The organism is Enterovirga sp. CN4-39 (assembly GCF_049446235.1).
In the GTDB taxonomy this organism is placed as follows: Bacteria; Pseudomonadota; Alphaproteobacteria; order Rhizobiales; family Beijerinckiaceae; genus Enterovirga.
Window position 1 is genome coordinate 567,063 of record NZ_JBMSEF010000002.1, and the last position, 24,965, is coordinate 592,027.

Annotated in this window: 20 protein-coding genes; 10 read left to right on the forward strand and 10 right to left on the reverse strand. The window is 66.8% G+C overall.

The genetic code is table 11. The annotated features are described in order from the left end of the window. Window positions 1-123 precede the first annotated feature (123 nt). From ACO2SS_RS06470 to ACO2SS_RS06495, 6 genes are read right to left on the reverse strand one after another with little or no spacing between them, the layout of a single operon-like run. Complete coding sequence (locus ACO2SS_RS06470; protein ID WP_423276768.1) at window positions 124-483, reverse strand: antibiotic biosynthesis monooxygenase family protein; 360 nt, start codon at window positions 481-483, stop codon at window positions 124-126. Beyond that, window positions 480-1,097, reverse strand: a complete 618-nt coding sequence (locus ACO2SS_RS06475) for an NADPH-dependent FMN reductase (protein WP_423276769.1) — start codon at window positions 1,095-1,097, stop codon at window positions 480-482. The genes ACO2SS_RS06470 and ACO2SS_RS06475 overlap by 4 nt, the downstream gene beginning before the upstream one ends. A gap of 26 nt (window positions 1,098-1,123) precedes the next feature. Beyond that, the gene (locus tag ACO2SS_RS06480; RefSeq protein ID WP_423276770.1) at window positions 1,124-2,323 is read right to left on the reverse strand and encodes an ABC transporter substrate-binding protein; all 1,200 of its coding nucleotides are present in this window, start codon (window positions 2,321-2,323) and stop codon (window positions 1,124-1,126) included. A gap of 56 nt (window positions 2,324-2,379) precedes the next feature. Beyond that, on the reverse strand, window positions 2,380-3,129 hold the full coding sequence (locus ACO2SS_RS06485) for a glucose 1-dehydrogenase (protein WP_423276771.1): 750 nt from the start codon (window positions 3,127-3,129) through the stop codon (window positions 2,380-2,382). Window positions 3,130-3,137: 8 nt separating this feature from the next. Further along, window positions 3,138-3,917 carry an SDR family NAD(P)-dependent oxidoreductase gene (locus ACO2SS_RS06490; RefSeq protein ID WP_423276772.1) on the reverse strand — a complete coding sequence of 260 codons (780 nt, stop codon included), beginning with the start codon at window positions 3,915-3,917 and terminating at the stop codon, window positions 3,138-3,140. A gap of 52 nt (window positions 3,918-3,969) precedes the next feature. After that, a complete protein-coding gene (locus tag ACO2SS_RS06495) occupies window positions 3,970-5,085 on the reverse strand; it encodes an LLM class flavin-dependent oxidoreductase (RefSeq protein WP_423276773.1) in 1,116 nt (371 codons plus the stop codon). Between the two features lie 141 nt (window positions 5,086-5,226). On the opposite strand from ACO2SS_RS06495, the gene ACO2SS_RS06500 reads away from it, so the two are divergent. Next, complete coding sequence (locus ACO2SS_RS06500; RefSeq protein ID WP_423276774.1) at window positions 5,227-5,961, forward strand: SDR family NAD(P)-dependent oxidoreductase; 735 nt, start codon at window positions 5,227-5,229, stop codon at window positions 5,959-5,961. A gap of 24 nt (window positions 5,962-5,985) precedes the next feature. Here the strand turns inward: ACO2SS_RS06500 and ACO2SS_RS06505 are convergent, their stop codons facing one another. Continuing rightward, window positions 5,986-6,456, reverse strand: a complete 471-nt coding sequence (locus ACO2SS_RS06505; RefSeq protein WP_423276775.1) for a MarR family winged helix-turn-helix transcriptional regulator — start codon at window positions 6,454-6,456, stop codon at window positions 5,986-5,988. Window positions 6,457-6,635: 179 nt separating this feature from the next. Between ACO2SS_RS06505 and ACO2SS_RS06510 the strand changes: the two genes are divergently transcribed. Both ACO2SS_RS06510 and ACO2SS_RS06515 read left to right on the forward strand, forming a co-directional pair. Beyond that, window positions 6,636-7,847 (forward strand): ABC transporter substrate-binding protein, encoded by a 1,212-nt coding sequence (locus ACO2SS_RS06510; RefSeq protein ID WP_423276776.1) that lies wholly within the window; start codon window positions 6,636-6,638, stop codon window positions 7,845-7,847. A 38-nt stretch (window positions 7,848-7,885) separates the two neighbouring features. Next, window positions 7,886-9,499, forward strand: coding sequence for a GMC family oxidoreductase (locus tag ACO2SS_RS06515; RefSeq protein ID WP_423276777.1), 1,614 nt, complete (start codon window positions 7,886-7,888; stop codon window positions 9,497-9,499). A gap of 229 nt (window positions 9,500-9,728) precedes the next feature. On the opposite strand, the gene ACO2SS_RS06520 is transcribed toward ACO2SS_RS06515, so the two are convergent. Beyond that, window positions 9,729-11,318: a porin gene (locus ACO2SS_RS06520; RefSeq protein ID WP_423276778.1), complete on the reverse strand. Its 1,590-nt coding sequence runs from the start codon at window positions 11,316-11,318 to the stop codon at window positions 9,729-9,731. A 699-nt stretch (window positions 11,319-12,017) separates the two neighbouring features. Here ACO2SS_RS06520 and ACO2SS_RS06525 point away from each other — a divergent pair. From ACO2SS_RS06525 to ACO2SS_RS06555, 7 genes are all read left to right on the forward strand, one after another. After that, window positions 12,018-12,866, forward strand: coding sequence for a S1 family peptidase (locus ACO2SS_RS06525; RefSeq protein WP_423276779.1), 849 nt, complete (start codon window positions 12,018-12,020; stop codon window positions 12,864-12,866). Window positions 12,867-13,010: 144 nt separating this feature from the next. Further along, window positions 13,011-13,316, forward strand: coding sequence for a hypothetical protein (locus tag ACO2SS_RS06530; protein ID WP_423276780.1), 306 nt, complete (start codon window positions 13,011-13,013; stop codon window positions 13,314-13,316). 312 nt (window positions 13,317-13,628) lie between these two features. Then, window positions 13,629-15,230: an arylsulfatase gene (locus ACO2SS_RS06535; protein ID WP_423276813.1), complete on the forward strand. Its 1,602-nt coding sequence runs from the start codon at window positions 13,629-13,631 to the stop codon at window positions 15,228-15,230. A gap of 149 nt (window positions 15,231-15,379) precedes the next feature. Next, window positions 15,380-16,963 carry an arylsulfatase gene (locus ACO2SS_RS06540; RefSeq protein ID WP_423276814.1) on the forward strand — a complete coding sequence of 528 codons (1,584 nt, stop codon included), beginning with the start codon at window positions 15,380-15,382 and terminating at the stop codon, window positions 16,961-16,963. Between the two features lie 26 nt (window positions 16,964-16,989). Further along, window positions 16,990-18,045 (forward strand): HAD family hydrolase, encoded by a 1,056-nt coding sequence (locus ACO2SS_RS06545; RefSeq protein WP_423276781.1) that lies wholly within the window; start codon window positions 16,990-16,992, stop codon window positions 18,043-18,045. Between the two features lie 6 nt (window positions 18,046-18,051). Then, entirely contained in the window at window positions 18,052-20,415 is a 2,364-nt protein-coding gene (locus ACO2SS_RS06550) for a multiheme c-type cytochrome (RefSeq protein ID WP_423276782.1), read from the forward strand. Window positions 20,416-20,705: 290 nt separating this feature from the next. Beyond that, entirely contained in the window at window positions 20,706-21,614 is a 909-nt protein-coding gene (locus tag ACO2SS_RS06555) for a hypothetical protein (RefSeq protein ID WP_423276783.1), read from the forward strand. Between the two features lie 32 nt (window positions 21,615-21,646). On the opposite strand, the gene ACO2SS_RS06560 is transcribed toward ACO2SS_RS06555, so the two are convergent. Next, window positions 21,647-21,955 (reverse strand): formate dehydrogenase subunit delta, encoded by a 309-nt coding sequence (locus tag ACO2SS_RS06560; RefSeq protein ID WP_423276784.1) that lies wholly within the window; start codon window positions 21,953-21,955, stop codon window positions 21,647-21,649. A 106-nt stretch (window positions 21,956-22,061) separates the two neighbouring features. Beyond that, the gene (fdhF, locus tag ACO2SS_RS06565; RefSeq protein WP_423276785.1) at window positions 22,062-24,905 is read right to left on the reverse strand and encodes a formate dehydrogenase subunit alpha; all 2,844 of its coding nucleotides are present in this window, start codon (window positions 24,903-24,905) and stop codon (window positions 22,062-22,064) included. Window positions 24,906-24,965 lie beyond the last annotated feature (60 nt).

A 24,965-nucleotide genomic window follows, 5' to 3' on the forward strand; every position in this document is an offset into this window, starting at 1 on the left:
TGGGCCTCCGAAATGCGCGCAACATCGGGCAATCGCCAGGACAGGCACGGATTTCAGAAAGGGGCGCGCTCCAGCCCCTGGCTTCGCAACGGCTTGCTCGCCCGCACGGACCAGCTCGAGGGTCTACAGGTCGCCGGGGGAGGCACTGCCAAACTGGTGCGCGGCAGCGATCCTGCATCGCTGGACGTTGAAGACGCCCGTGAAATGCTCCTTCATCAGCTCGGTATGGCGCGCCAGGAATTCCGAGCGATCATAGGCGGCAAGGTCCGCCTCGGTTTCCCAGATCGAGATGGAGAAACCGGAATCGGGCTGCGTGACGTCCTGGATGAGGTAGCGCGCTTTCAGCCCGGGAAGCGCCGCATCGCGATAGGCGGCCTCGAACGCGTCCTGGTAGGCCTCCCAATGGCCGGGCTTCAGGCGGCCCCAGGCGATGCGCATATACATGCCTTCGTCACCGGTGGCGGGTTCGGGGATGCTCGTCATGATGCCATCGCGATCGCCTGGCGGCCCACGGTGTCGCGGCCGACGAAAGACAGGACCTGCTCCGCTACCGTGTCGAGCTGCGCCGCGACGCGCTCGTCCACGCAGGCGCCCGCCTCGTCGAAAACCCGGCCGGCCGCCGTGTTGATCCCGACGCCGAGCGGCGTCGGCCAACCCCGCAGGGCGTGGACGATGGAGCGAAAGGCCGTGAGTGTGGTCCCGACGGCCTGCCATCCCGCCGCGCAGACGATGCACCCGACGGCCCGCTCCTCGAAGTATGGCCGGCCGTCTTCGCGCATGTCCTCCGTGTAGTCGAGCGCGTTCTTCAGCATGCCGGAAATCGAGCCATGATAGCCGGGCGAGGCCACGACGATGGCATCCGCCCTGCGCATCGCCTCGACGAGGCGCAGGGCCTCCGGCGTGCGGAACGGAACCTCCGGAGCGTACATCGGAAGGCCCGCGAGCATCGGCCCGTCGAACATCTCCGTGTCCGCCCCGCGGCGGGCGGCGGCCGCCAGCACGTGACGGACCGCCCGCTCCGAGGAGGATTGAGGCCGGGTCGTGCCGCCCAAGCCGACGATCATCGGCCTGGTATGGTGCCACGAGCGTGCCGTCATTGCGTTCGCGCCTCGCTTGCTCTGTGTCAGCTCTTGACCAGCGGGCAGCCGCCTTCGCTCATCGGGCGGAAAGCCTCCTCGGCCGGGATGGTGGAGAGGACGTTGTAGAGGTCCCAGGGTTCCTTCATGTCTGCCGGCTTCTTCACCTCGAACAGGTAATGCGGGTGCAGCTTGCGGCCGTCCGGCCGGATGGAGCCCTTGCCGAAGAGCGGATCCTCCGTCGGGACGGCCTTCATGTCGGCGACGATCTTGGCGCCGTCCTTGGTGTCCTTCAGCTTCTCCACGCTCTTCAGGTAATGGATCACGCTGGAATAGACGCCGGCCTGGATCTGCGTCGGCATGCGGCCGTTGTTCTTCTCGGCGAAGCGCCGTGACCAGGCGCGGGTGCCTTCGTCGAGGTTCCAGTAATACGCGCCCGTGAGCACCAGCCCCTGCGCCTTGTCTGCGCCGAGAGCCTTCACGTCCGTGATCATGAGGAGCATCGCGGCGAGGGTCTGCCCGCCCTGGGTGATGCCGAATTCCGCGGCCTGCTTGATGCTGTTCGTAGCGTCCGCGCCGGAATTCGCCAGCCCGACGATCTTCGCCTTCGAGCCCTGCGCCTGGAGGAGATAGGACGAGAAGTCGGCCGTCACGAAGGGGTGACGGGCCGAGCCGATCACCTTGCCGCCGCCCGCCTGGACGACCTTGGTGGCTTCCGCTTCGAGCATGTGCCCGAACGTGTAGTCGGCCGTAAGGAAGAACCACTCCTTACCGCCACGTCGCACCACCTCGCGCGAGGTGCCGTTTGCGAGCGACCAGGTGTCGTAGACCCAGTGGATGGTATTGGCCGAGCAGCGGGCGCCGGTCAGGTCCTGCACGGCGGCACCCGAGGCAAGCAGCACCTTGTTCTTCTCGCGCGTGACGTCGTGCACCGCGAGCGCAACGGAGGAGGTCGGCACGTCGACGATCACGTCCACGCCGTCGCGATCGTACCATTGCCGCGCCATGCTGGAGCCGATGTCCGGCTTGTTCTGGTGGTCGCCGGAGATGATCTCGACCTTCAAGCCCTTTTCGGCCGCGCGGTAATCCTCGACAGCCATGCGGGCCGCGATGACGGATCCCTCTCCCGCCATGTCGGAGAAGGTCCCGCCGCGGTCGTTCATGACACCGATCTTCACGGCCATCTCGGCCGCTGCGGGAGTGGCAACCAGAGACACGGCAAGCGCCGCCCCGTAAAACACCTTCATCGTAATCTTCCCCCCTGATCTCGCGGTTGCTGGTTTCTTGTTCTTGGGTTTTCCAGTCAGATAGTTCGCCCGCCATCGACGGGCAGGACGACCCCCGTCACGAAGGCCGCGGCATCGCTGGCGAGCCAGAGGCAGGCCTGGGCTACATCCTCGGGCTCGCACATGCGGCCGAGCGGAATGGAGCTGATGACGGCCTGCCGGCCTTCCGGCGTGTCCGCGCCGCCGAGCGCCGCTCCCAGCATCCCGGTCGGCGACATCACGGGCGCGACGCAGTTCACGCGGATCCGGTGCGGCGCGAGTTCGGCCGCCATGGATTTCGAGATGGCGTGAACGGCGCCCTTCGTGCCGTTGTACCAGGCAAGGCCGGGACGGGGACGAATGGCGCCCGTGCTGCCGATATTGATGATGACACCGCCCTCCGGCTGCCGGCGCAGGGCCGGGACGGCCGCATGGCTCATGCAGAAGAGCGACTTCACGTTGACGGCCACGAGTCGGTCGAACACCGCCTCGTCGACCTCCTCCAGCGGCTCCTTCCGGTTCAGGATGCCGGCGTTGTTCACGACGATGTCGAGCCGTCCGAAACCCTCGAGCGCCGTGCCGACCATGCGCGCGACATCCCCGAGCGAGGCGACATCGCCCTGCACGCCGACACTCTTTCCGCCGATCTCGCCGGCGACCGCGTCTGCCTTGGCCCCGTCGAGGTCCGCGACGACGATTGCGGCGCCATTGGCGGCAAACGCACTTGCGATGGCGCGGCCGAAGCCCGATCCGGCCCCTGTGACGAGGGCGACCTTCCCTGAAAGCATGGCGGACCTCACGCGTGGGCCGACAGGGCGACCTTGGCGGTGCTCCAGCCGCCGTCGATCGCGATCACCTGCCCGGTGACGAAGCTCGCATCCTCCGAGCAGAGGAAGGCAACCACGGAGCCGACCTCAGCGGGCTGTCCGGCACGTGCCATCGGGGTCCCGTCGATGAAGGTGTGGTAGAACCAGGTGTTCCGGGTCTGCCGCTCTGGCGTGTGCGCCGGCGTCATGATCAGGCCCGGCGCGACGGCATTCACGCGCAGGCCCCGCTGGCCGAATTCGGCGGCCATCTGGCGGGTCAGGCCGATGAGCGCCGCCTTCGCGGCCGAATAGGTCGCGCTCTGCCGGAAGCCGACGAGACCGAGGACGGAGGACATGTTGATAATCGCGCCGCCGTCTTCCGTCCGGGCGTTCACGAATTCCCGCGAGAACCGGAACGTCGCGCGGAAATTCATGTCCATGTAGTGGTCGAGATCGGCGTCGCTCGTCACCGCGACCGAGCTCGGGTTGCCCAGGCCCGCATTGTTCACGAGCCCATCGAGCCGGCCGAACGCCTCCCGTGCCGCCGCAACGACCTTCGCGGGAGCGTCATCCGTCAGCACATCCTGGACGAAGGGCGCGATACGGCCGGGATGATCCACGCCGAGCCCCACGGTCTCGGCACAGGCGTCCGCCGATCGGTCGACGGCGAGGACAAGCGCTCCCTCGGCGGCGAGCCGCAACGCGCAGGCGCGCCCGATTCCCGAGCCCGCCCCCGTCACGACGAAGGCGCGTTCCACCAGACCTCGCATCGTTTCCTCCCAGCGCCGCACCTGTTCCGTGCGGCCCCTCTCGTTCGTCTTGTTATGCCGCGGCCGAGTTCAGGCTCTGCGGTCGATCTTCCGGAAGCGGCTGCCAGTTCGCAGGCGGGTAGGCCGACAGCGGCCCGAGCTCTTTCTCGATCCCTGGAATGACTTCGCCGATGAACCGCTCGAGCGAGCGCATCGCCTTCTTGTGTGGGTAGTCGCCGAGCTGGAAGTAGAGGGAGATATGGTTCACGCCCGTGCGGCGGATCTCTTCGACGCCCCGCTGGATGCAGGTCTCGACATTGCCGATCATCTGACTGCCGACGATCTGCTCCAGGGTCTGCTCCTGCGGGAACGGGCTGTCGCCCAGCATCATGGTGCCAGCCTGCACTTCCTCGCGGCGGCGGAGCGAGCTCGCGACGCGGAGCTGCCAGCGCGCGTTCTCGGCATATTCCAGAGCCTCGGCAGGATCGTCCGTGACGCAGCAATAGCGCAGTACGCCCCATTTCAGTTCGCGCGGATCCCGGCCCGCATTGCGGAGCACACCCTCGAGCATCGGCCGCTGGGCCGCGACCTCCGGGATCGAGTAGAATCGGCCGTTCACGATCATCGGATAGCCGCGCTCCGCCGCGTAGCGGTGTACCTGCGGCGCGTGACCGGCAACCCAGAACTCCGGCAGCTTGCCGTCATGCGTGCGGGCGGCGATGTGGGTCGCCGGAAGCCCGAGCCCGTCATGCTCGACGAACTCTTCGGTCAGCCCCTTCTCCAGCACGTGCATGTACTGCTCGAAGGTGTCCTTCGAGCCGGCGAGGTCGGCGCCGAAGCGTTCGAACTCGTAGGGCTGGTAGCCCGTTCCGATCCCGACGATCAGGCGCCCTCGCGAGAGCGTGTCCACCATCGCGATCTCGGCCGCGAGCCTGACCGGGGAGTAGAGCGGCAGCACCACGATCCCCGTGGCAAGCTTGATGCGCTTCGTCTGAGGCGCGCAATACGCCGCCATCGTGAGCGGGGACGGGCAGATCCCGTAATTCGAGAAATGATGCTCGGCGAACCAGGATATGGCGATGCCGCCGTCGTCGGCGAGCCGGGTCAGCGCCGCCGCGTCCTCCAGGACCTCGCGCGTGGTGGTTCCGCGCGTGCGGTAACCCATCAGATTGAAGATGCCGAAATCCACGCGCTTCTCCCGGATATGGCCCGCCTCTCGGCGGCACCTGCACGATCGCGCTTCGCGCATTCGACTCGTGCAAACTAGTTCCATGTGGAACTATACGTGGGCGATTCCCGGCAATCAAGCCGGATCGGGACGGAGACGACGATGTCGGGAGTGCGGACGTTCGACCTGACCGGAAAGCGCATCCTGATCACTGGAGCCTCCGGCGGCATCGGGAGTGCGACGGCGGAGCTCTGCGCCTCCCTGGGGGCAGAGGTGCTGGCCTGCGACATCGTCGATCCGGCACCGGTGGTCGGTCGGTTGCGGCAAAGGGGTTCGGCCGCCAGCGCTCACATCTGCGATGTCGCAGACCGCGATGCGGTAGCCGCCCTGCAAGCGGTGCTTGGCGACGTCGACGTGCTCGTCGACACCGTCGGGCTCTGCCCGTTCGGCGATTGGGAATCACCGGAGTGGGACTCCGAGTTCGACAGGGTGATCGACGCGAATGTGAGGGGGCCCATGAACCTCGCCCGCGCCTTCATGCCGGCCATGATCCAGCGCCGATCGGGCCGGATCGTCCTCACAGGGTCTCTCGCCGGCCATATGGGAGGGCTCAAGGCCAAGGCTCATTATGCGGCCTCGAAGGGCGCCGTCCACGCGCTGGTTCGGTGGCTCGCGCAGCGCGCCACCCCCCACAACGTGCTGGTGAACGGCATTGCGCCCGGGACCACCGCCACCCGAATGGCAGCCGAGGGCGATTACGATCCGTCCGTCGTCCCTATGGGCCGGTTTGCGACCCCGGAGGAGATCGCGGGACCGATCGCCTTCCTGTGCTCGCCGGCGGCCGGCTACATCGCAGGCGCCATCCTGGACGTGAACGGCGGCACGTATTACGGCTGACCGGGCAGGCAGGCCGGAAGACGATCACTGGGCCCGCGCCCATTTCACGGTCTGGTGGATGAGCTTCGACAGCAACGAATCGAATGTCGCGAGCTCTTCCGGCGTGAGCGCCGCGAGCATCTTTCGCTCGCTCTCGACGAAGACGCGCTCGGTGTCCTTGAAGATCTTGTAGCCCTCGGCCGTCAGGTCGAGGATCTTGCGTCTGCGATCGCGAACGTCTTCGCGACGCACGGCGAGACCGCGCGAAAGAAGCACGTTCACCCCCCGGCTGATGCTGTTCTTCGTCCGCCCGGTGATCTCGCAGATGTCCGATGCGGTGAGGCCAGCGGACTGCCCCAGGCAGAACAGCGCGGCGCCCTCCGATTCGTTCAGCAGGTATTCGCGCTCGAAATGGCGGTAGGGCTGGCCCTTGTACCAGTTCGTCAGCACGGCCATCCGGTAGCCGTGCCGGACCCGGCTCTGCTCCAGGATCTCGATGTGCCTGAGACTCGGCATACCTGATCAGCCCTCGCTCTTTCGTTGTCGCCGAGATAGTCCCGGATGGAACTATCTTGACCGCCCTCCGCGCTTCCGACTACCAATCGCCGGGCGCCTGAAGGCGCGCAACTCGTCCTCATGCGACGAGGCCAATCGAGCGGGTCCTTCGGGATTACCAGCGACGAAACAGGGAGGGAATGATGAGGTGGGCCCGGTTCGCGGCTGCTCTGGCGGTCGGCATGGCGGCAAGCGCCGGCGCGCAAGCTCAGACCCCTGCACCGCTCCGCATCGGAGTGATGAACGACATGTCGGGCCCCTATGCCGACACCTCGGGCCCGGGCTCGGCTGTCGCCGCCAGGATGGCCGTGAAGGATTTCGGCGGCTCCGTGCTGGGCCGGCCCATCGAGGTGCTGACGGCCGACCACCAGAACAAGCCGGATGTCGGCGCGCAGATCGTGCGCAAATGGATCGACGAGCAGGATGTATCCGCGATCGCGGACGTGAACACGTCATCGGTCGCGCTCGCCGTCCAGGCCATCACGCGCGACAAGCAGCGGGTCTTCCTGATCTCCGGCGCCGCCTCGGAGGACCTCACGGGCAAGGATTGCTCGCCCTTCAGCGTCCAGACGGCGGACGACACGCGCGCCCTCTCGGCTGGGACGACGAAGGCCGTGATCGATAGTGGCGCCAAGAAGTGGTTCTTCATCACGGCCGATTATACATTCGGCCACGTCATGGAGCAGGCGAGCGCGCGCGTGCTCGCCGCGAATGGTGGCGAGGTGGTCGGCCGGATCCGGCATCCGCAGGGCACGACCGACTTTTCGTCGTTTCTTCTTGCCGCCCAAGCCTCCGGCGCCCAGGCCATCGGCCTCGCCAATGCTGGCGACGATACGACCAATACGATCAAGCAGGCTGTCGAGTTCGGGCTGCCCCAGGGCGGGCAGAAGCTCGTAGGCCAGATCATGTTCCTGTCCCACATCCATGCGCTGGGGCTCGAAGCCGCGAGAGGTCTACTCCTCACGGAAAGCTTCTACTGGGACATGAACGAGGCCAGCCGGGCCTGGTCCGCCCGGTTCGAGAAGGAATTCGGCCGCAAGCCGACCCGCGAGCAGGCCACGACCTACGCGACCGTGATGCACTACCTGAACGCCGTCAAGGCGTCGGGCGATGCAGAGGCGAAGGCGGTCGTCGCGAAGATGAAGGAGCTTCCGATGGAGTTCTTCGGACAGCAGGCACGCATTCGGAAGGACGGCCGCGCCATCTACGACCTCACGCTCTACGAGGTGAAGTCGCCCGCCGAGTCGAAGTATCCTTGGGACTACTACAAGCCCGTCACCCGCCTCTCCGGCGCGGATGCCTTCGCGCCGGAAACGGAGAGCGCCTGCCCCCTGCTGAAGCAGGGGCAATAGCTCTCCGGCGCCCGACCGCCTCCGAGAACCGCAGGTCCATGCAGGAATTTGGAACTTTCGACTACGTGATCGTCGGGGCGGGCTCGGCGGGGTGCGTGCTGGCCAATCGGCTCTCGGCGGATGGGCGGAACCGGGTTCTGGTGCTGGAGGCGGGCGGGCGGGACAACTGGGTCTGGTTCCACATCCCGGTCGGCTACCTGTTCGCGATCGGCAATCCGCGCGCCGACTGGATGTTCGCCACCGCCCCGGAGGCCGGGCTCGGCGGGCGCACCATCGCCTATCCGCGCGGCAAGGTGGTCGGCGGCTCCTCCGCCATCAACGCCATGATCTACATGCGCGGCCAGGCGGCCGATTACGACGGCTGGCGCCAGCTCGGGCTCGCCGGCTGGGGCTGGGACGACGTCCTGCCCTTCTTTCTCAAGCACGAGGACCACATCGCGCCGCCGAACGAGTTCCACCGCGCGGGCGGCGAATGGCGCGTCGAACACCCGCGCCTGCGCTGGGACATCCTGGACGCGATCCGGGAGGCCGCCGCCGAGGCCGGCATCCCCAAGATCCCGGACTTCAACACCGGCGACAACGAGGGCTCGTCCTATTTCCAGGTGAACCAGAGGCGCGGCCGGCGCTGGAGCGCCTTCCGGGGCTTCCTCAAGCCCGTCCTGAACCGGCCTAACCTGCGCCTCGAGACCGGCGTGCATGTGGACCGGGTCGAGTTCACGGAGGGCCGCGCCAGCGCCGTGATCTTCTCGCGCGGCGGCGAGCAATACCGGGCGGCGGTGGCCGGCGAGGTGGTGCTGTCGGCCGGCGCGGTCGGCTCGCCGGTTCTCCTGGAGGCCTCCGGGATCGGCGATGGCGAGCGGCTGTCGGGCCACGGCATCGACACCGTCCGGCACCTGCCCGGGGTCGGCGAGAACCTGCAGGACCACCTCCAGATCCGCCCGGTCTACAAGGTCACGGGCGTGCGCTCGCTCAACACCGACTACGCCAACCTCCTCCGCCGCGCCTGGATGGGGGTCGAATACGCCCTCCTCCGCACCGGGCCGCTGACCATGGCGCCCTCCCAGGTCGGCGCCTTTGCGAAATCCTCGCCGGACTACGCGACCGCCAACCTGGAATTCCACTTCCAGCCGCTCTCGCTCGACAAGTGGGGCGAGGGCCTGCACCCGTTCGGGGCCTTCACGGCGAGCGTCTGCAACCTGCGGCCATCGAGCCGCGGCAGCGTGCATCGCGGCCCGGACGGCAAGCCCCTCATCCAGCCGAACTACCTGACCACGGACGAGGACCGCCGGGTCGCCGTCGATTCGCTCAAGCTCGCCCGCAGGATCGTGAGCCAGCCCGCGCTCGCCCGCTACAGCCCGGTCGAGCACCTGCCGGGCCCGGGGGTCGCGAGCGACGACGACATGCTGGTCGCGGCCGGCCGCCTCGGCACCACCATCTTCCACCCGGCCGGCTCGGCCGCCATGGGACCGGACAACAACCCGATGGCGGTCCTCGACGAGCGCCTGCGCGTGCGCGGGGTCGGCGGCCTGCGCGTCGCCGACGCCTCCGTCATGCCGCGCATCACCTCCGGCAACACCAACTCCCCCACCATCATGATCGCCGAAAAAGCCGCCGCCATGATCCTGGAAGACGGGAAGACCGTGCGGGCGTGAGGAAGGACCTGATCGAGACAGCGGATTTGACGGCTGACCGGCAACTTGCGGGAAGACGATCGGCGGACGGTTCCGCCTCAAGGGAGGCGACAGCTTTCAGCTGACGCGAGAAGTCCGCATCAATTCGCCAACCCCATCGGCCGCCGGCCATAGCGGCGGCTGATGCGCCCCGTCGCAGCCGGTCGCCCCGGTCTTTCGGCCGGGGCACCGGGGTGACGGCCGATTGGGGTCAGAAGTCGCGCTGAACGCGGATGCGGGCCATGACGTTATCGTCGAAGCTGGTCACCCGCGCGGCGCCACCCGTCGTCACCAGGCCGCCAGCGAGCGGGGCGAAGGTGCCGAGGTTGTTGTTGGCGACGGCGCGCGGCAGCCAGATGCGCTGGTAGACGACCTCGACGCCGATATCGAGATCGCGAACGGGCGACCAGATGAGGTTTGTGCCGCCGTAGAACTGATCGTAGCTCATCAGCGTCGGGTTGAACACGTTCACAAAAGGCGCTCCGGGCCCGGCCGGGCCAGTCGCGCCGAGCGGGGCACCGCCCGTGATGCCGACCGGACCGAAGTTGTTGTTACGCAGCCGCGGATCGAAATTCTGCTGACCATAGGTCGCGAACACGGCCTGGCGCCACTCGGGCGACCAATAGTGCAGAAAAGCACCCATCACGGACCAGGATTCGGTCAGATTGAGCTGGCCGTTGTTCTGCAGGACCGCGTCGACCTGATTGATCTGGAACTTGTTGGTCACGTTGCTGAGGGCAAGGTCGCCGCCGGGAGGTCCATAGAGGCCCGTGTAGGACCCGGCGCCCTGGCCGTAGGCACCCTGCAGCCACAGCTGGTCGCCGGGGGCGAGCTGCGGCAGGTTGACCTTCACGCCTGCACCGATCGCCCAGCCGTACTCGGCATCGGGCCCGACTGCGACAGGTGTCCCGATCCGGCCGATCGTCTTGATCTCGTGCACGGAGCCCATGACCTGCGCCGAACCCCACGCGCTGTCATAGCGGAGCGCGCCGACGAAGTCCGGCATGTCGTTCTTCTGGATGACATTGACCCCGATGCCGCCTGTCGGGATCGTCGTGCCCGGGAAATAGCCCGTTGCGATGCTCGACACGCCAGCGATGCCGAGAGCTGGGCCGAAGCCGTTGCCCTGCCCCATCGAGAGAGGCGCAGCCTGAGCGAAGACCGGCGCGCGACGGTAGATTGGGTCCTCGATCGAGATCGTGGCCGTGAACCCGCTGCCGAATGTCGCCGTATAAGCGAGAAGGTTGGTGTTGGTGTTCGAATACTGGCCCGAGCCGATCAGCTCGAGGTCACCGGCATAGAAGTCGAAGAACGACTGCGCGCGACCGGCCGTGATGCCGGCGAACTGCACGAACGCCTTGTCGACGTCGACGTACTTCTGCAGCTGGCCAGCCGTGTCGATGCCCGTCGCCGGGAACGCGTTGGCGAAGCGCTCCTGGGTGCCTGAGCGCAGATACCCACCCGTGCGGGAAGCGATCTCGAAGCGGATGAAGGCGCGCAGCGTGCCGTAGGGGGTCGCCGTACGGGCGTCGATGTTCAGGCGACCAAGGCCGCGCCAGCTGGAGACATCCGTCGCGCGAGCGTTCTGGGACGAATACTGATACTCGAAACGAGCGCGACCGCCGACTCGTAGGCATGTGTCAGTACCCGGAATGAAGAAGAAGCCGGCGCCGTGCGCCGTGCACACCCGGACGTACTCGACCGGCGCAGCCTTCTGAACCGGAAGATCAGCCGCCTGTGCCCCGGCAACCGCGCAGAGACCTGCCGCGGACCCAAGGAGAAGGGTCTTAACGCGCTTCATTCTGCTCTCCAAAGTTAGGTCTTCGGGACCGGCCGCTTGCCTCGGGTCCTGCGGAGCCTGCACACATCGCGCATCCGCAGCCGCCCACCCCTTTGCGAAATATCCCCGCTTCAAGCCCGACTAGATCGCGTTGAGGAATTTATCACCTCGAAGACAGGGTAATGGCGGTGGCCCGAAGCGACAACCACGCAAACATGTTTCTAAGAACCACCGGCGCTTGTTTGGATATGATGTTGCAAATTTGCGACTTCAGTGGCGGTCGTGTCTGTTTTTTACATTAGCAGGGCCCGGATAGAGCCAATTCAGGCACGACCGAGCTGATGAAACCTTTGTTCCTACCGCGTGCATCGCTCAGGCGCATTGCATCTCGTCCGTGCACCTGCCGCGGTCATTCGCCGGCTGCGAGCCCTGGCGCCTGCTTCGATCGACCGAGCCCGCGCCGGACCGCGACTTGTCCCACACGTGCCCCGAGCAATGACCGGGCGACGCTGATGAGGAGCTCTAGCCGGTGGGGGGAGCGCCTAAGTCCACGGGCCCCGACCCCCGGCCGGGCGGCGCACGCCCTGTCGCTCGTGTTCTCTGTCCGGAAGCGGATCGAAACTTCTCAGCCGGCGATCAAGTTGATCCGGAAATCCTGGACTTGTCGCGTCACCGTTACCCGATGTTCCGCGGCGCCAGAGCGGAAGATTGGGTAGGTCGATGCGCCATCCAGCGCCGGCCCGGGCATTGGCCCGGGCGAATGCGATCCCGTCACTCGCGATTGGCCTCTGGATCGCCGCGACGTGTCCCGGCTCTGCCGGCCAGAGCCCGGCACCATGCGTCGACAGCGCGGTCCTTTCCCGCTCGGTGGTGAGCATCACGCATTATCTCGGCACCCCCAGGCGCGAGTGGGACGGGGAGGTCATCGGCGAACGCGCGACCGCCTGGTTCTACGTGTCCCCCCGCCTCCTGGTGACCGCCGCGCATTTCGCGGCGCGCTTCCCCGAGGGCTGGGACGAGGCGGAACTGCGTCAGTCGATGGAGGATGGCCGGCCGGATGTCGTGCTGCGGGTGCGGGTGCGTGTCTTGCCTGGCCGGCAATCCTTCGGGAGACCGGGCGTTCGGACCGCGACCGCGGCCGGCGATGCGGACGATGTCGCGATTCTGGAGCTCGAACGCCCGTTCCCGAGCGCCCGGGTGCTCGAAGCCAACGACAGGCGGCCGGAGCCGAACGAAACCGTCCTGGTGCTGGGCTATCCCGGAGGCCGCAAGCAGGCCGCGCACAGCACCGTGCGGGAGGGCCGGCAGGCCAGCGCGAAGTTCGCCGGCCTGGCCTTCATCGAGGTGCAGGGGACCAATCGCTTCCTGCTCAATGCAGGCTCGTCGGGCTCTCCGGTTCTCGATTGCCGGGACGGAAGCGTGCTCGCGGTGCTGAACGGCCTCCTGACGGGTCCCTCGCTCCCGTTCCTCCCGCCGGACAAGGCCGCAGTGCCTACCCCCTGGGGAAGCCCGACGAACACCGCCGTGCCCGCCTCCTTGCTGAACAGCCTGAGAGAGCGCCTGCTGTGACGTGACCGGGACCCTTCGTGCACGAAGGCAGCGCTCGCGTCCGCGAGCGGACGCGCACGGCCGAACCTCCGCCAGGTCCCACCCGATCAAGCCTTGGCAGCGTGGATGATCGAACACCGCCCATAACCCGACGGAGTTCGCTCCATGTCGTCCTCAGCAGCACCTTATATCGCGGCTCTCGCGCTCGCGGCGGCCGCGACCGGGACTTCCGCCGACGAATGCTTCAGGCGATCGGCCGAGCAAACACTCGCCCAGGCGGAGATCCGCATTCCCAGCGAGGCGGACCTCCAGCGCATGGAGCGCCGATCCATCACCACGCCGCCCCTGGACGTCGGAGCTGCGCCCCGCATCTCCAATGAAGCGGCCGAGAACGCGCAACTGGATCAGCGGGCGCGCCGCATCGACGAGAACCTGATCGGGCGCGGCGCAATCTGCACAGACTGCCAGTAAGGCGCCGTTGCAGGCCTGCTGTCCAAATCGGTCAAGCAGGCGTCGCGCACCGAAGGGCACCATGAGCCGGGATGGAACGGGGCTGGAAAGCCCTCCGCTCTGCTCACGCACGAAAACCAGGGGGCGAACAGGCAGCGGAGTCCGGCGCGCACCGACAGCGTCATACCTGTCGCGCGCGGCATCGGGGAGGAAGCCATGAGACTTGCGCGATGGGCGATCGGATTCGGGGGGGCGGCTCTCGTCTTTGCGGCTGCAGCTGCGACACCCGCGGTCGCGCAGGCGCCTCCGCAGAAGCCGAACATCCTCTTCATCATGGGGGACGACATCGGCTGGATGCAGCCGAGCATCTATCACCGCGGCTTGATGGTGGGCGAGACGCCGAACATCGATCGCATCGGGCAAGAAGGCGCGATGTTCGTCGACTATGTCGCGATGCAGAGCTGCACGTCGGGGCGCAACGCCTTCTTCACGGGCATGTACCCGCTCCGTACGGGCATGATCCCGCCGCAACTGCCCGGCAGCCCGTCCTACCTCCAGCCCGGCACGCCTGCGGTCGCCAAGTTCCTGCTCGACCTCGGCTACAACACCGGCGAGTTCGGCAAGAACCACCTCGGCGACCATACGGCATCCCTGCCGACGGCGCATGGCTTCCAGGAATACTGGGGCTATCTCTACCACCTCGACGCGATGCAGCAGGTCAGCTTCCCGGACATCAACAAGTCCGAGACGCAGCAGGCTGTCGCGCCGCCGTGCAGGAATACGCCGATCCCGGGCATTCCGGACGTCCCGGGGGCCGTGGACCCGAAGACCACGGTGTGCCTGACGCCGCCGCGCAACATCCTGTCCTGCCGCTCCTCGGATGGGACCGCGGCCAACCAGACATGCACCGACGCCGGACCGCTCAGCCTGGAGCGTTCCAAGACGGTCGACGAGGAGATCTCGGCCAAGGTGGTCGACTTCCTCGACCGGAACGATCCCCGCAGGACGAACAAGCCGTTCTTCATCTGGTACAATCCAGCCCGCATGCATGTCGTGACCGTGCTGTCACCCAAATACGAAGCCATGGTCGGCGAGCGGGGCGGCAAGGATTGGGGCGTCAACGAAGCCGGCATGAAGCAGCTCGACGACAATATCGGCGTCGTCCTCAAGAAGCTCGAGGACATGGGGCAGGCCAACAACACCATCGTCGTGTTCACCACGGACAATGGCGCCGAGTCGATCTCCTTCCCGGATGGCGGCGTGACCCCGTTCAAGGGACAGAAGGGTGAGGCCTGGGAGGGTGGCTACCGGGCGCCCATGGTGGTCCGCTGGCCGGGCGTCATCAGACCCGGAACCGTGCAGAACCAGTTGTTCGCAGCGCTCGACTGGCTGCCGACGCTGGTCAATATCGCCGGTGGGCCGAAGGGTGACGGCCTCAAACGGCAGGTCGAAGCCGGGCAATATCCCGGGATCGTGAAGACGACGCTGGACGGCTTCGACCAGCGCGACCTGCTCGAAGGAAAATCGGCGAAATCGGCTCGCGATCACTTCTTCTACTTCTCCGGGGCGACGCCGTCCGCCGTCCGCTACAAGAACTGGAAGATGTACTACACGATGTCGCAGCCCGGGCCGGCCGGCTGGATCATGCCGCTCGTGCCCTTCCACTTCACGCTGGTGCAGAACGTCAAGCGTGATCCGTTCGAGCAGGCCGTGGGCATCGATCAGAAGTCGGCCATGAGCCTTGGCGGCGCGCTCGGCGGCCCGGTCACGGCGTTCCAGTATGACTGGAACATGCTGCCCATAGGCCAGCAGCTGTGGCTTCAGCACCTGCTGACCTACAGGGACTTCCCGCCTCTGCAGGCGCCGGAAACGTACAACCTCACCGGCGTCCTGGAGGAGGTCAAGAAGGCGAACGCCCGTCAGGCGAGCGACTAGCCCGTCTCCGCCTGCGAGGCGGCGAGCCCGAGGCTCGCTGCCTTCGCGGCCTCGCCGAGCACACGAATACCGCCGCCCCTCGGGCTGGTTCTTCCCCTCCCGAGGGCCCGGTTGGCCTCACCTCACGAGCCACGGGGCGCAAGATGAGCATGGTCACGAAGCTCGGATTGGGTGTGCTGGCCTCGATCCTCTCCGCATTGGCCGGCCCCGCGCTCGCGCAGCCGCAGAAGCCCAACATCCTCGTGATCATGGGCGACGACATCGGCTACTGGAACGTCAGCGCCTATAACCGCGGCATGATGGGGTATCGCACCCCCAACATCGATCGGATCGCGGACGAGGGCGCGATCTTCACCGATTATTACGGCCAGCAATCCTGCACGGCCGGCCGCGCCGCCTTCATCACCGGGCAGAGCCCGATGCGGACGGGCCTCCTGAAGGTCGGATTGCCGGGGGCGAAGGAAGGCCTTTCGGACAAGGATCCGACCATCGCCGAACTCCTCAAGCCGCAAGGCTATGTCACAGGCCAGTTCGGCAAGAACCACCTCGGCGATCGGAACGAGTTCCTGCCGACCGTGCATGGCTTCGACGAGTTCTTCGGCAATCTCTACCACCTGAATGCAGAGGACGAGCCCGAGCACCCCGATTATCCCAAGAACCCGGCATTCAAGGCTCAGTTCGGCCCGCGCGGCGTTCTGAAGTGCGTCGCCACGGCCACCGACACCGCAGGGGAGGACCCTCGCTTCGGCCCCTGGGGCAAGCAGAAATGCGAGGATACCGGCCCGCTGACCAAGAAGCGGATGGAGACCATCGACGACGAATTCCTCAAGGCCTCCATCAACTTCATCGACCGCGCGCACAACGACCGGAACCCGTTCTTCGTCTGGTTCAACTCGTCCCGAATGCATATCTGGACCCGGCTCCGGCCCGAGTCCCAGGGGAAGACCGGGCTCGGGATCTATCCGGATGGCATGGTGGAGCATGACGGGCAGGTCGGGGAGCTCCTGAAGAAGCTCGATGATCTCGGCATCGCCAACAACACCATCGTGATCTACACGACCGACAACGGGGCGGAGACCTTCTCCTGGCCCGATGGCGGCACGACGCCGTTCCGCGGTGAAAAGAATACGAATTGGGAAGGGGGATACCGCGTCCCCGCTATGGTCCGGTGGCCGGCACTCGTGCCGCCGCGAACCCAGATCAACGACATCTTCTCCGCCGAAGACTGGGCGACGACGCTGGTGGCCGCCGCCGGAGAACCGGATATCGGGAAGAAGCTCCTGCAGGGCTATGACGCCGCCGGCAAGACCTTCCGGGTTCACCTGGACGGCTACGATCAGCGCGAGCTGTTGAGCCGCCAGGGCCCGAGCAAACGCCGCGAGTTCTTCTACTGGACGGACGACGGCAACCTCGCCGGTCTGCGGTTCGAGCAGTGGAAGGCTGCCTTCCTGGAACAGAAGGCGCATGGGCTCGAGGTGTGGTCGCAGCCGATGTTCGAGCTGCGCATGCCGCTCCTGTTCAATCTCCGGTCCGACCCCTTCGAGCGGGCGCAGCACGAGGCCGGCGACTACGTGAGGTGGTTTGTCGAGCATGCCTTCGTGCTCGTCCCTGCCCAGGCGCTGGTCGCTCAGCACCTGGCCAGCTTCCAGCAATTCCCGCCTCGGCAGAAGCCGGGATCTTTCTCGATCGAGCGGGTGATGGAGAAACTCAGAAACCCGCCGTCCAGCAACTAGCCGGCGCGTATCCCGGGGAGGTGCGCATGCATTCGGTGACTTCGTCGGCCGGCATCAATCGCCGCGTTCTGATCTCGACAGCGGCCCTCCTCACTGCCCTGTCCGGAGCATCGATCCCGTCCTCCGCGCAGACGGCCTCTTCGGATGGCGTGCTGCCCTCCTGGAACGAGGGGCCGGCGCGACAGGCGATCCTCGATTTCGTGCGCGCGACGACCGACCCGTCGAGCCCGACATATCTCCCTCCGGAGGAGCGCATCGCGGCTTTCGACCAGGACGGGACGCTCTGGGTGGAGCACCCGATCTACACGCAGGTGGTCTATTGCCTCGATCGCGTCCCCGCCGTGGTGGCCAAGAAGCCGGAGCTCAGGAACGTCGAGCCCTTCAAGACCGTGCTGTCCGGCAACCGGGAGGCGGTGGCGAGGCTCCCGATCCGAGACCTCGAAAGGATCCTGGCGGCCACCCTTACGGGAATGACGGTCGAGGAGTTCCACGCGGAGGCGAAGAACTGGATCGGAGCGGCAAAGCATCCCCGCTGGGACCGGCCCTACACCGAGCTCGTGTACCAGCCCATGCTCGAGGCCATCCGCTACCTGCGCGATAGCGGGTACAAGACCTACATCGTGACCGGGGGCGGCCAGGATTTCGTCCGCATATACGCGGGTCAGGTCTACGGCATCCCGCCCGAGCAGGTGGTCGGGACCGCGGGCGGCACGACCTACGGCTACGCGAAGGATGGCACGCCCATCCTGACAAAGGAGCCGAAGCTCCTGCTCAACAACGACAAGGCCGGGAAGCCCGAGGGAATGCACCTGATGATCGGTCGCCGCCCCGTCGCGGCGTTTGGCAACTCGATCGGCGACCGCCAGATGCTGGAATGGACGGGCGGAGGTGGCGGGGCTCGTCTGAGAATGCTCCTCCTGCACGACGATGCGGCGCGCGAATACGCCTACGGCCCGGCCTCGGGACTGCCCGACAGCAAGATCGGTTCGTTCACGCCGGCTCTCTACGACGAGGCAAAGAAGAAGGGCTGGACCGTGATCAGCATGAAGAACGACTGGTCGCGCGTGTTCCCGTTCGACTAGCATCCGATGCAGCCCGCCGAAGCACAGGAACCTGTCGTCCCGGCGGCATGGGTCTGCGCTTCGGCGATTGCTTTCGTTCTTCTTTCCTGGTTCGCGGTCGCTCAGCCGACAACCGGCGGTTCGGTTTTCGCTTCCGCCGAGGGCACATATGTCGGCTCGTCGGCCTGCGCCGGCTGCCATACGGTCGAGACGAAGGCTTGGCGAACCTCCCAGCATGCGCGCGCCATGCAGGAGGCGACGGACCGGACGGTGCTGGGCGACTTCAGCGGCGTTTCCGTTGAGCATCACGGCTCAAAGGCGCGCTTTTTTCGCGAGGGCGATCGGTTTGTCGCCGAAACGGACGGCAAGGACGGCAAGCCCGCCGCGTTCACGGTGAAATACACCTTCGGCGTGGAGCCCCTGCAGCAATACCTGGTCGCGTTCCCGGATGGGCGGGTGCAGGCGCTGCCCTTCGCGTGGGACACGCGGCCAAGGGAGGCCGGCGGGCAGCGCTGGTTCCACCTCTATCCAGAAGGCCCGATGCCGCACACGGACCCGCTACATTGGACGGGTCTCGACCAGAACTGGAACTACATGTGCGCCGAGTGCCACTCGACGAACGTGAGGAAGAATTACGATCCCGCCGCCAACACCTTCCGCACGACCTTTTCGGAGATCAGCGTCGGGTGCGAAAGCTGCCATGGGCCCGCCTCCGGCCACCTTGCCTGGGCGCAGCGGGGCCGTCCGGCCGATGTCCAGAATTCGGGGTTCACCTCCGTCGTCACGAAGCGGGCCGCCGTCACCTGGGCCCCCGATGCGAAAACGGGCAGCCCGGGGGTATCGGCCACACAGCCGGGCGGCGGCGAGGTCGAGATGTGCGGTCGCTGCCATGCGCGCCGCGGCCAGTTCAGCGAGGATTGGCGGCCGGGCCGGCCGCTCGCGGACACACACCTTTCGGCGCTCCTCACGGCCGACCTGTTCGAGGCCGACGGGCAAATGCGCGAGGAAGTGTTCAACCACGCCTCCTTCCTGCAGAGCAAGATGTACGCGAAAGGCGTCGTCTGCTCCGATTGCCACGACCCCCATGCGGGCACGCTGAAGGCGGTCCGGGCGGAGGTCTGCTCGCAATGCCATGCGCCCGCGACTTTCGCGACGGCGGCGCATAGCGGGCATCCTGCCGGCCCGGCAGCGCCGGACTGCATCTCGTGTCACATGCCCCAGCGCACCTACATGGTCGTCGACCCACGGCACGACCATTCCTTCCGCATTCCCCGGCCGGATCTGAGCATGGCGCTCGGCACGCCGAACGCTTGCAACGATTGCCACGGAGACAAGCCCGCGAGGTGGGCGGCGGATGCCGTCGAAAGATGGCACGGGCCGCAGCGGAAGGGCTTTCAGACCTATGCGGCCGCGTTTCAGGCAGCCCGACAGGGACGGCCCGAGGCACGCGATCTCCTACTCAAGGTCGCCAGGGATCCCGATACGCCGGCCATCGCGCGGGCGACGGCGCTCCTCGAACTTCGCACGCGCCCCTCGGCCGAAACGGACGCCCTGCGAGCGACGGCGCTCGGCGATCCCGACCCGATGGTGCGCATCGCGGCCCTGCGCGGGCTCGAGTCTCTTCCTCCAGACCAGCGATGGAGCCGCGGCAATCCCCTGCTGTCCGACCCGGTGCGCTCCGTGCGCCGGGAGGCGGCGGTGGCGCTCGCGAACGTTCCCGACACCCTCGTTCCAGCCGGCCAGCGCGCCGTCCGGGAACGGGCCGAGGCCGAGTATGTCGAAGGGGAACGCTTCAACGCAGACCGCCCGGAGAGCCGAGTGAACCTCGGCAACTTCCATGTTCGCAAAGGCAGGATGGCGGAGGCGGAGGCGGAGACCGAGTACCTGGAAGCGATCCGGCTGGCTTCGGCCTCCGTCCCCGCCAGGGTGAATCTTGCCGATCTCTACCGCGTGCAAGGCCGAGACCAGGCGGCCGAGCAGTTGCTCCGCATGACGATCCAGATGGCGCCAGGCGCCGCCGCGCCGCACCACGCCCTCGGATTGACCCTGGTTCGCCTGAAGCGTCTGGCGGAGGCGCTCGGGCCCCTGCGCCGCGCGGCCGATCTCGAGCCGAGCAACGGGCGATATGCGTTCGTGCTCGGAGTCGCGCTCCAGGGGGCCGGCAACATGGACGAGGCCCGGGCAGTGCTGGAAAGCGCCCACGCCGCTCACCCGTCGGAAGCGGAGATCCTGTCGGCCCTGCTGCAGGATGCGCTGCGCCGGCGCGACCCGGACAAGGCGCTGGTCTATGGCGAGCGGCTAGTCGTCTTGCGGCCTGACAGCGCCGAATTGCGGCAACTCGTCCGACAACTCAGGGGACGGAGCGATCCCGGCCAGCCTGCCCGGCCTTAGCGGACGTGCCCTCGATCTGCGCGTGCCCATCCCGCATCGAAGATCCTCTTGCCCCAGCCCACCTTACGCCCCGCCCCAGCAGGGCTTGGCGATCGCTAACGCATGCAAGACAAAGAAGATAACTTAGATCGATAATCATCATTCAATATCTCATGCCTGTAAATAATGGCGAGTCAGGCGAGATGATACAGCTTTCCCAGAGATACTTTCCGACCTGTTGCAATCGTACACTAGACCGAATCGCCAATCATTGTGCTCATTACGGCCGGGTTTCTGCCGGGGAATGGACCATGAGCGTCTTCCGAAACCTGTCCGCGCGATTGGCACTGCTGAGCGCCTCCTTAGCGCTTGCCCCACCGGCGATCTCGGCGGATCTGCCGGCGCAACCTCCGCCGCCGCCAGCGCAGACCTGGAGCTTCACCATCACGCCCTACCTATGGGCGACATCGCTGAGCGGCTTCACGACAGTCCGGGGCCGCACAGCAGACGTGGATGCGAGCTTCATCGACATCGTCGACAGGACGGAGTTTCCGAAGAACCTGTTTCAGGCCGCCGCTGTTCTCGAGGCACGGAAGGGCCCCCTCTCGCTCTGGGCCGACATCGCCTATTCCAAGGTCGGCGTGACCGGCGACGCCCTTCGCTCACGGCAATTCTCGCCCGATATAGGCGGGAGCATCGGTGCCAGCGCCTCTCTTCGGGTGCGCTTGCTGATCGCGGAACTCGCGGCGGCCTACGAGGTCGGTCGCTGGGACGACGGCTTTGGACAGGGCGGCAGCACGGCTATCGACCTCTATGCCGGGACGCGGGTGTGGTGGCAGCAGGCCAACCTGAACCTGTCGCTCACCGGCACCGTGACAATCGACGATCTAGCCATCGCCCGCGGACGTGCGATCGCCCGCTCCGGTGACGTTGCCTGGGCCGATCCCATGATCGGCGCCAGGCTACGCCATCAGTTCTCGCCCGCGGTCGAACTGGTCGTCAGGGCCGATGTCGGCGGGTTCGGCGCAGGAAGCGATCTGTCCTGGCAGGCGATCGGCGCCTTCAACCTCGAACTCTTCAAGACGGCAACCGCGACCTGGTCCGGGCTTATCGGCTACAAGGCCCTCTTCGTCGATTACGAGCAGGGCAGCGGCCGGACCCGCTACCGCTACAACATGCTCGAATATGGCCCGATCATGGGGATTTCGGCGCGGTTTTGACGGATCGCTGCCGGCAGGAGCGACCAGGGCAATCAGCCGGCGTCGCTCGCGCCGATCTGGCCGAGTTCGGCGGGGCCCGCGGCCTCGCGGGCGGTCGGGCTCGGGCCCTTACCGATCCGGTGCATCGCCTCCGCGACGAGCGGGTCGAGGCCCGTGCCGTCCGTATCCGCATAGGCAAGCAGGTCGCGCCGCATCACGGGGGACCAGAACGCGACGATGTGGTTATGCACGCCCGCGACAGCCTCCTCCTCGGGATAGGACCGGAAGAACGAGGCGATCTGGTTCGCCATGCGGACGAGCTTGGCGGCGGGATCCGCCGCCGCGTGGGTGACGTCGCTCATGTGCAAAATCCCAGCCGCTCATGCCGGCGCAAGCCGGCATCCACCGGCCGTGTGGGCTGGATCCCGGCTTTCGCCGGGATGAGCGGGCAGAGAAATGGGAGAGAGCTCATTCGGCCGCGTCCAGGTAGCCCCCGATGCGCTTGAGCGAAAACTCCTCGTCGTAGAATTTCGCCTGCCAGTCGGAGGGCCGGTTCGTGCGCCGCACCTGCACGGCCGTCACCTTGTATTCCGGGCAGTTGGTCGCCCAGTCCGAATAATCCGTCGTGATGACGTTCGCGCCGGTCTTGGCGTGGTGGAACGTCGTGTAGACGACGCCCGGCTGCATCCGCTCCGAGATCCTGGCCTTGATGGCGATGTCGCCGGAGCGGCTCTCCAAGGCCACGAGGTCGCCATCCACGATCCCGCGCAGCTCCGCGTCGAAGGGATGGATGTCCAGCACGTCCTCCTCGTGCCAGCGCGAATTTTCCGTCCGTCGCGTCTGCGCGCCGACATTGTACTGGCTGAGGATGCGGCCGGTGGTGAGGATGAGCGGGAACTTCGCGCCCGTCCGCTCCTCGGTCGGCACGAACTCGGTGATCATGAACTTGCCGAGCCCGCGCACGAAGCGGTCCACATGCATCATGGGCGTGCCGTTCGGGGCGGCCTCGTTGCAGGGCCACTGGATGGAGCCGACCCGTTCGAGCTTGGCGAAGGACACGCCCGAGAAGGTGGGCGTCAGCGCCGCGATCTCGTCCATGATCTGGCTGGGATGCCGGTAGTCCATCGGATAGCCGAGCGCGTTCGAGAGGAGCTGCGTCACTTCCCAATCGGCATAGCCGGCCATGGGCGGCATCACCTTGCGGACGCGCGAGATGCGGCGCTCGGCATTGGTGAAAGTGCCGTCCTTCTCCAGGAACGAGGCGCCCGGCAGGAAGACGTGGGCGTATTTCGCCGTCTCGTTCAGGAAGATGTCCTGCACGACGACGCATTCCATGGCGCGCAGCCCGGCGGTCACGTGCTGCGTGTCGGGGTCGGACTGCGCCGGGTCCTCGCCCTGGATGTAGATGCCCTTGAAGCGGCCCTGCACGGCCTCGTCCAGCATGTTCGGGATGCGCAGGCCCGGCTCGCTCTGCAGCTTCACGCCCCAGAGCCCCTCGAACATCTCACGCGTCGCGTCGTCCGAGACGTGGCGGTAGCCGGGGAGCTCGTGCGGGAACGAGCCCATGTCGCAGGAGCCCTGGACGTTGTTCTGCCCGCGCAGCGGGTTCACGCCGACGCCCTCGCGCCCGATATTGCCCGTGGCCATGGCGAGGTTCGCCATGCCCATGACCATGGTCGAGCCCTGCGAGTGCTCGGTGACGCCGAGCCCGTAATAGATCGCGGCATTGCCGCCGGTCGCATAGAGGCGGGCGGCGGCCCGCACATCCGCGGCGGGGACGCCGGTGATCTCCTCGACCGCCTCCGGCGAGTTGCGCACCTCGGCGATGAAGCGTGCCCAGGTCTCGAAATCGTTCAAGTCGCAGCGCGCCCGGACATAGGCCTCGTTCACGAGCCCTTCCGTCACGACGACATGTGACATCGCGTTGATGAGGGCGACATTCGCTCCGGGCTTGAGCTGCAGGTGATAGTCGGCCCGCACATGCGGCGACTTCACGAGGTCGATGCGGCGCGGATCGGCCACGATGAGCCGGGCACCCTCGCGCAGCCGCCTCTTCATCCGCGAGCCGAAGACCGGATGGCCGTCGGTCGGGTTGGCGCCGATCACCAGGATGACGTCGGCCGCCGCCACGGAGCGGAAATCCTGCGTGCCGGCCGAGGTGCCGAGCGTGACCTTCAGGCCGTAACCTGTCGGCGAGTGGCAGACGCGCGCGCAGGTATCGACGTTGTTGTTGCCGAAACCGGCCCGGATCAGCTTCTGGACGAGGTAGGTCTCCTCGTTCGTGCAGCGCGACGAGGTTATGCCGCCGATCGCGTCGCGCCCGTAGGTCGCCTGGATGCGCCTGAACTCGGACGCCGCGTGGTCGATCGCCTCCGCCCAGGTCACCTCCCGCCAAGGGTCGGTGATCTTCTCGCGGATCATGGGCTTCGTGATCCGGTCCTTGTGGGTCGCGTAGCCATAGGCGAAGCGGCCCTTCACGCAGGAATGGCCCTCGTTCGCCTTGCCGTCCTTGAAGGGCACCATGCGGACGACCTTGTCGCCCTGCATTTCCGCCTTGAACGAGCAGCCGACGCCGCAATAGGCGCAGGTCGTCACCGCCGAGTGCTCCGGCACCCCCATCTCGATCACGGATTTTTCGTTCAGCGTCGCGGTCGGGCAGGCCTGCACGCAGGCGCCGCAGGAGACGCATTCGGAGGAGAAGAAATCGGTGCCGCCGGGCGAGACCTTCGAGGCGAAGCCGCGCCCCTCGATCGTCAACGCAAACGTGCCCTGCACCTCCTCGCAGGCCCGGACGCAGCGGTTGCACACGATGCACTTTGAGGATTCGAAGGCGAAGTAAGGGTTCGACGCGTCCGTCGGCGCGTCGAGATGGTTCTCGCCCTCGTAGCCGTAGCGCACGTCGCGCAGCCCGACCGCACCCGCCTGCGTCTGCAACTCGCAATCGCCATTCGCCGAGCAGGTCAGGCAGGTGAGCGGGTGGTCGGAGATGTAGAGCTCCATCACGCCGCGCCGGAGCTTCGCCAGTTTCGGCGTCTGCGTGCGGACCACCATGCCGTCCTCGGCGATGGTCGTGCAGGAGGCGGGCGTGCCGCGCCGCCCCTCCACCTCGATAAGGCATAGGCGGCAGGAGCCGAAGGGCTCGAGCGTATCCGTCGCGCAGAGCTTCGGGATCTGCGTGCCCATCGTGGCGGCGGCGGCCATCACGGAGGTGCCGGTCGGAACCGTCACGTCCTGGCCGTCGATCGTCAGCGTCACGGTGGTCGCCGCGAGCCGGAGCGGCGTGCCGGTGTCGAGTTCCTTGATCAGAGCCATTGATGTGGGCCTCTGCTGTGCGCGCCGCGCCCCCTCCACCGTCCTGCGGACGGTCCCCCG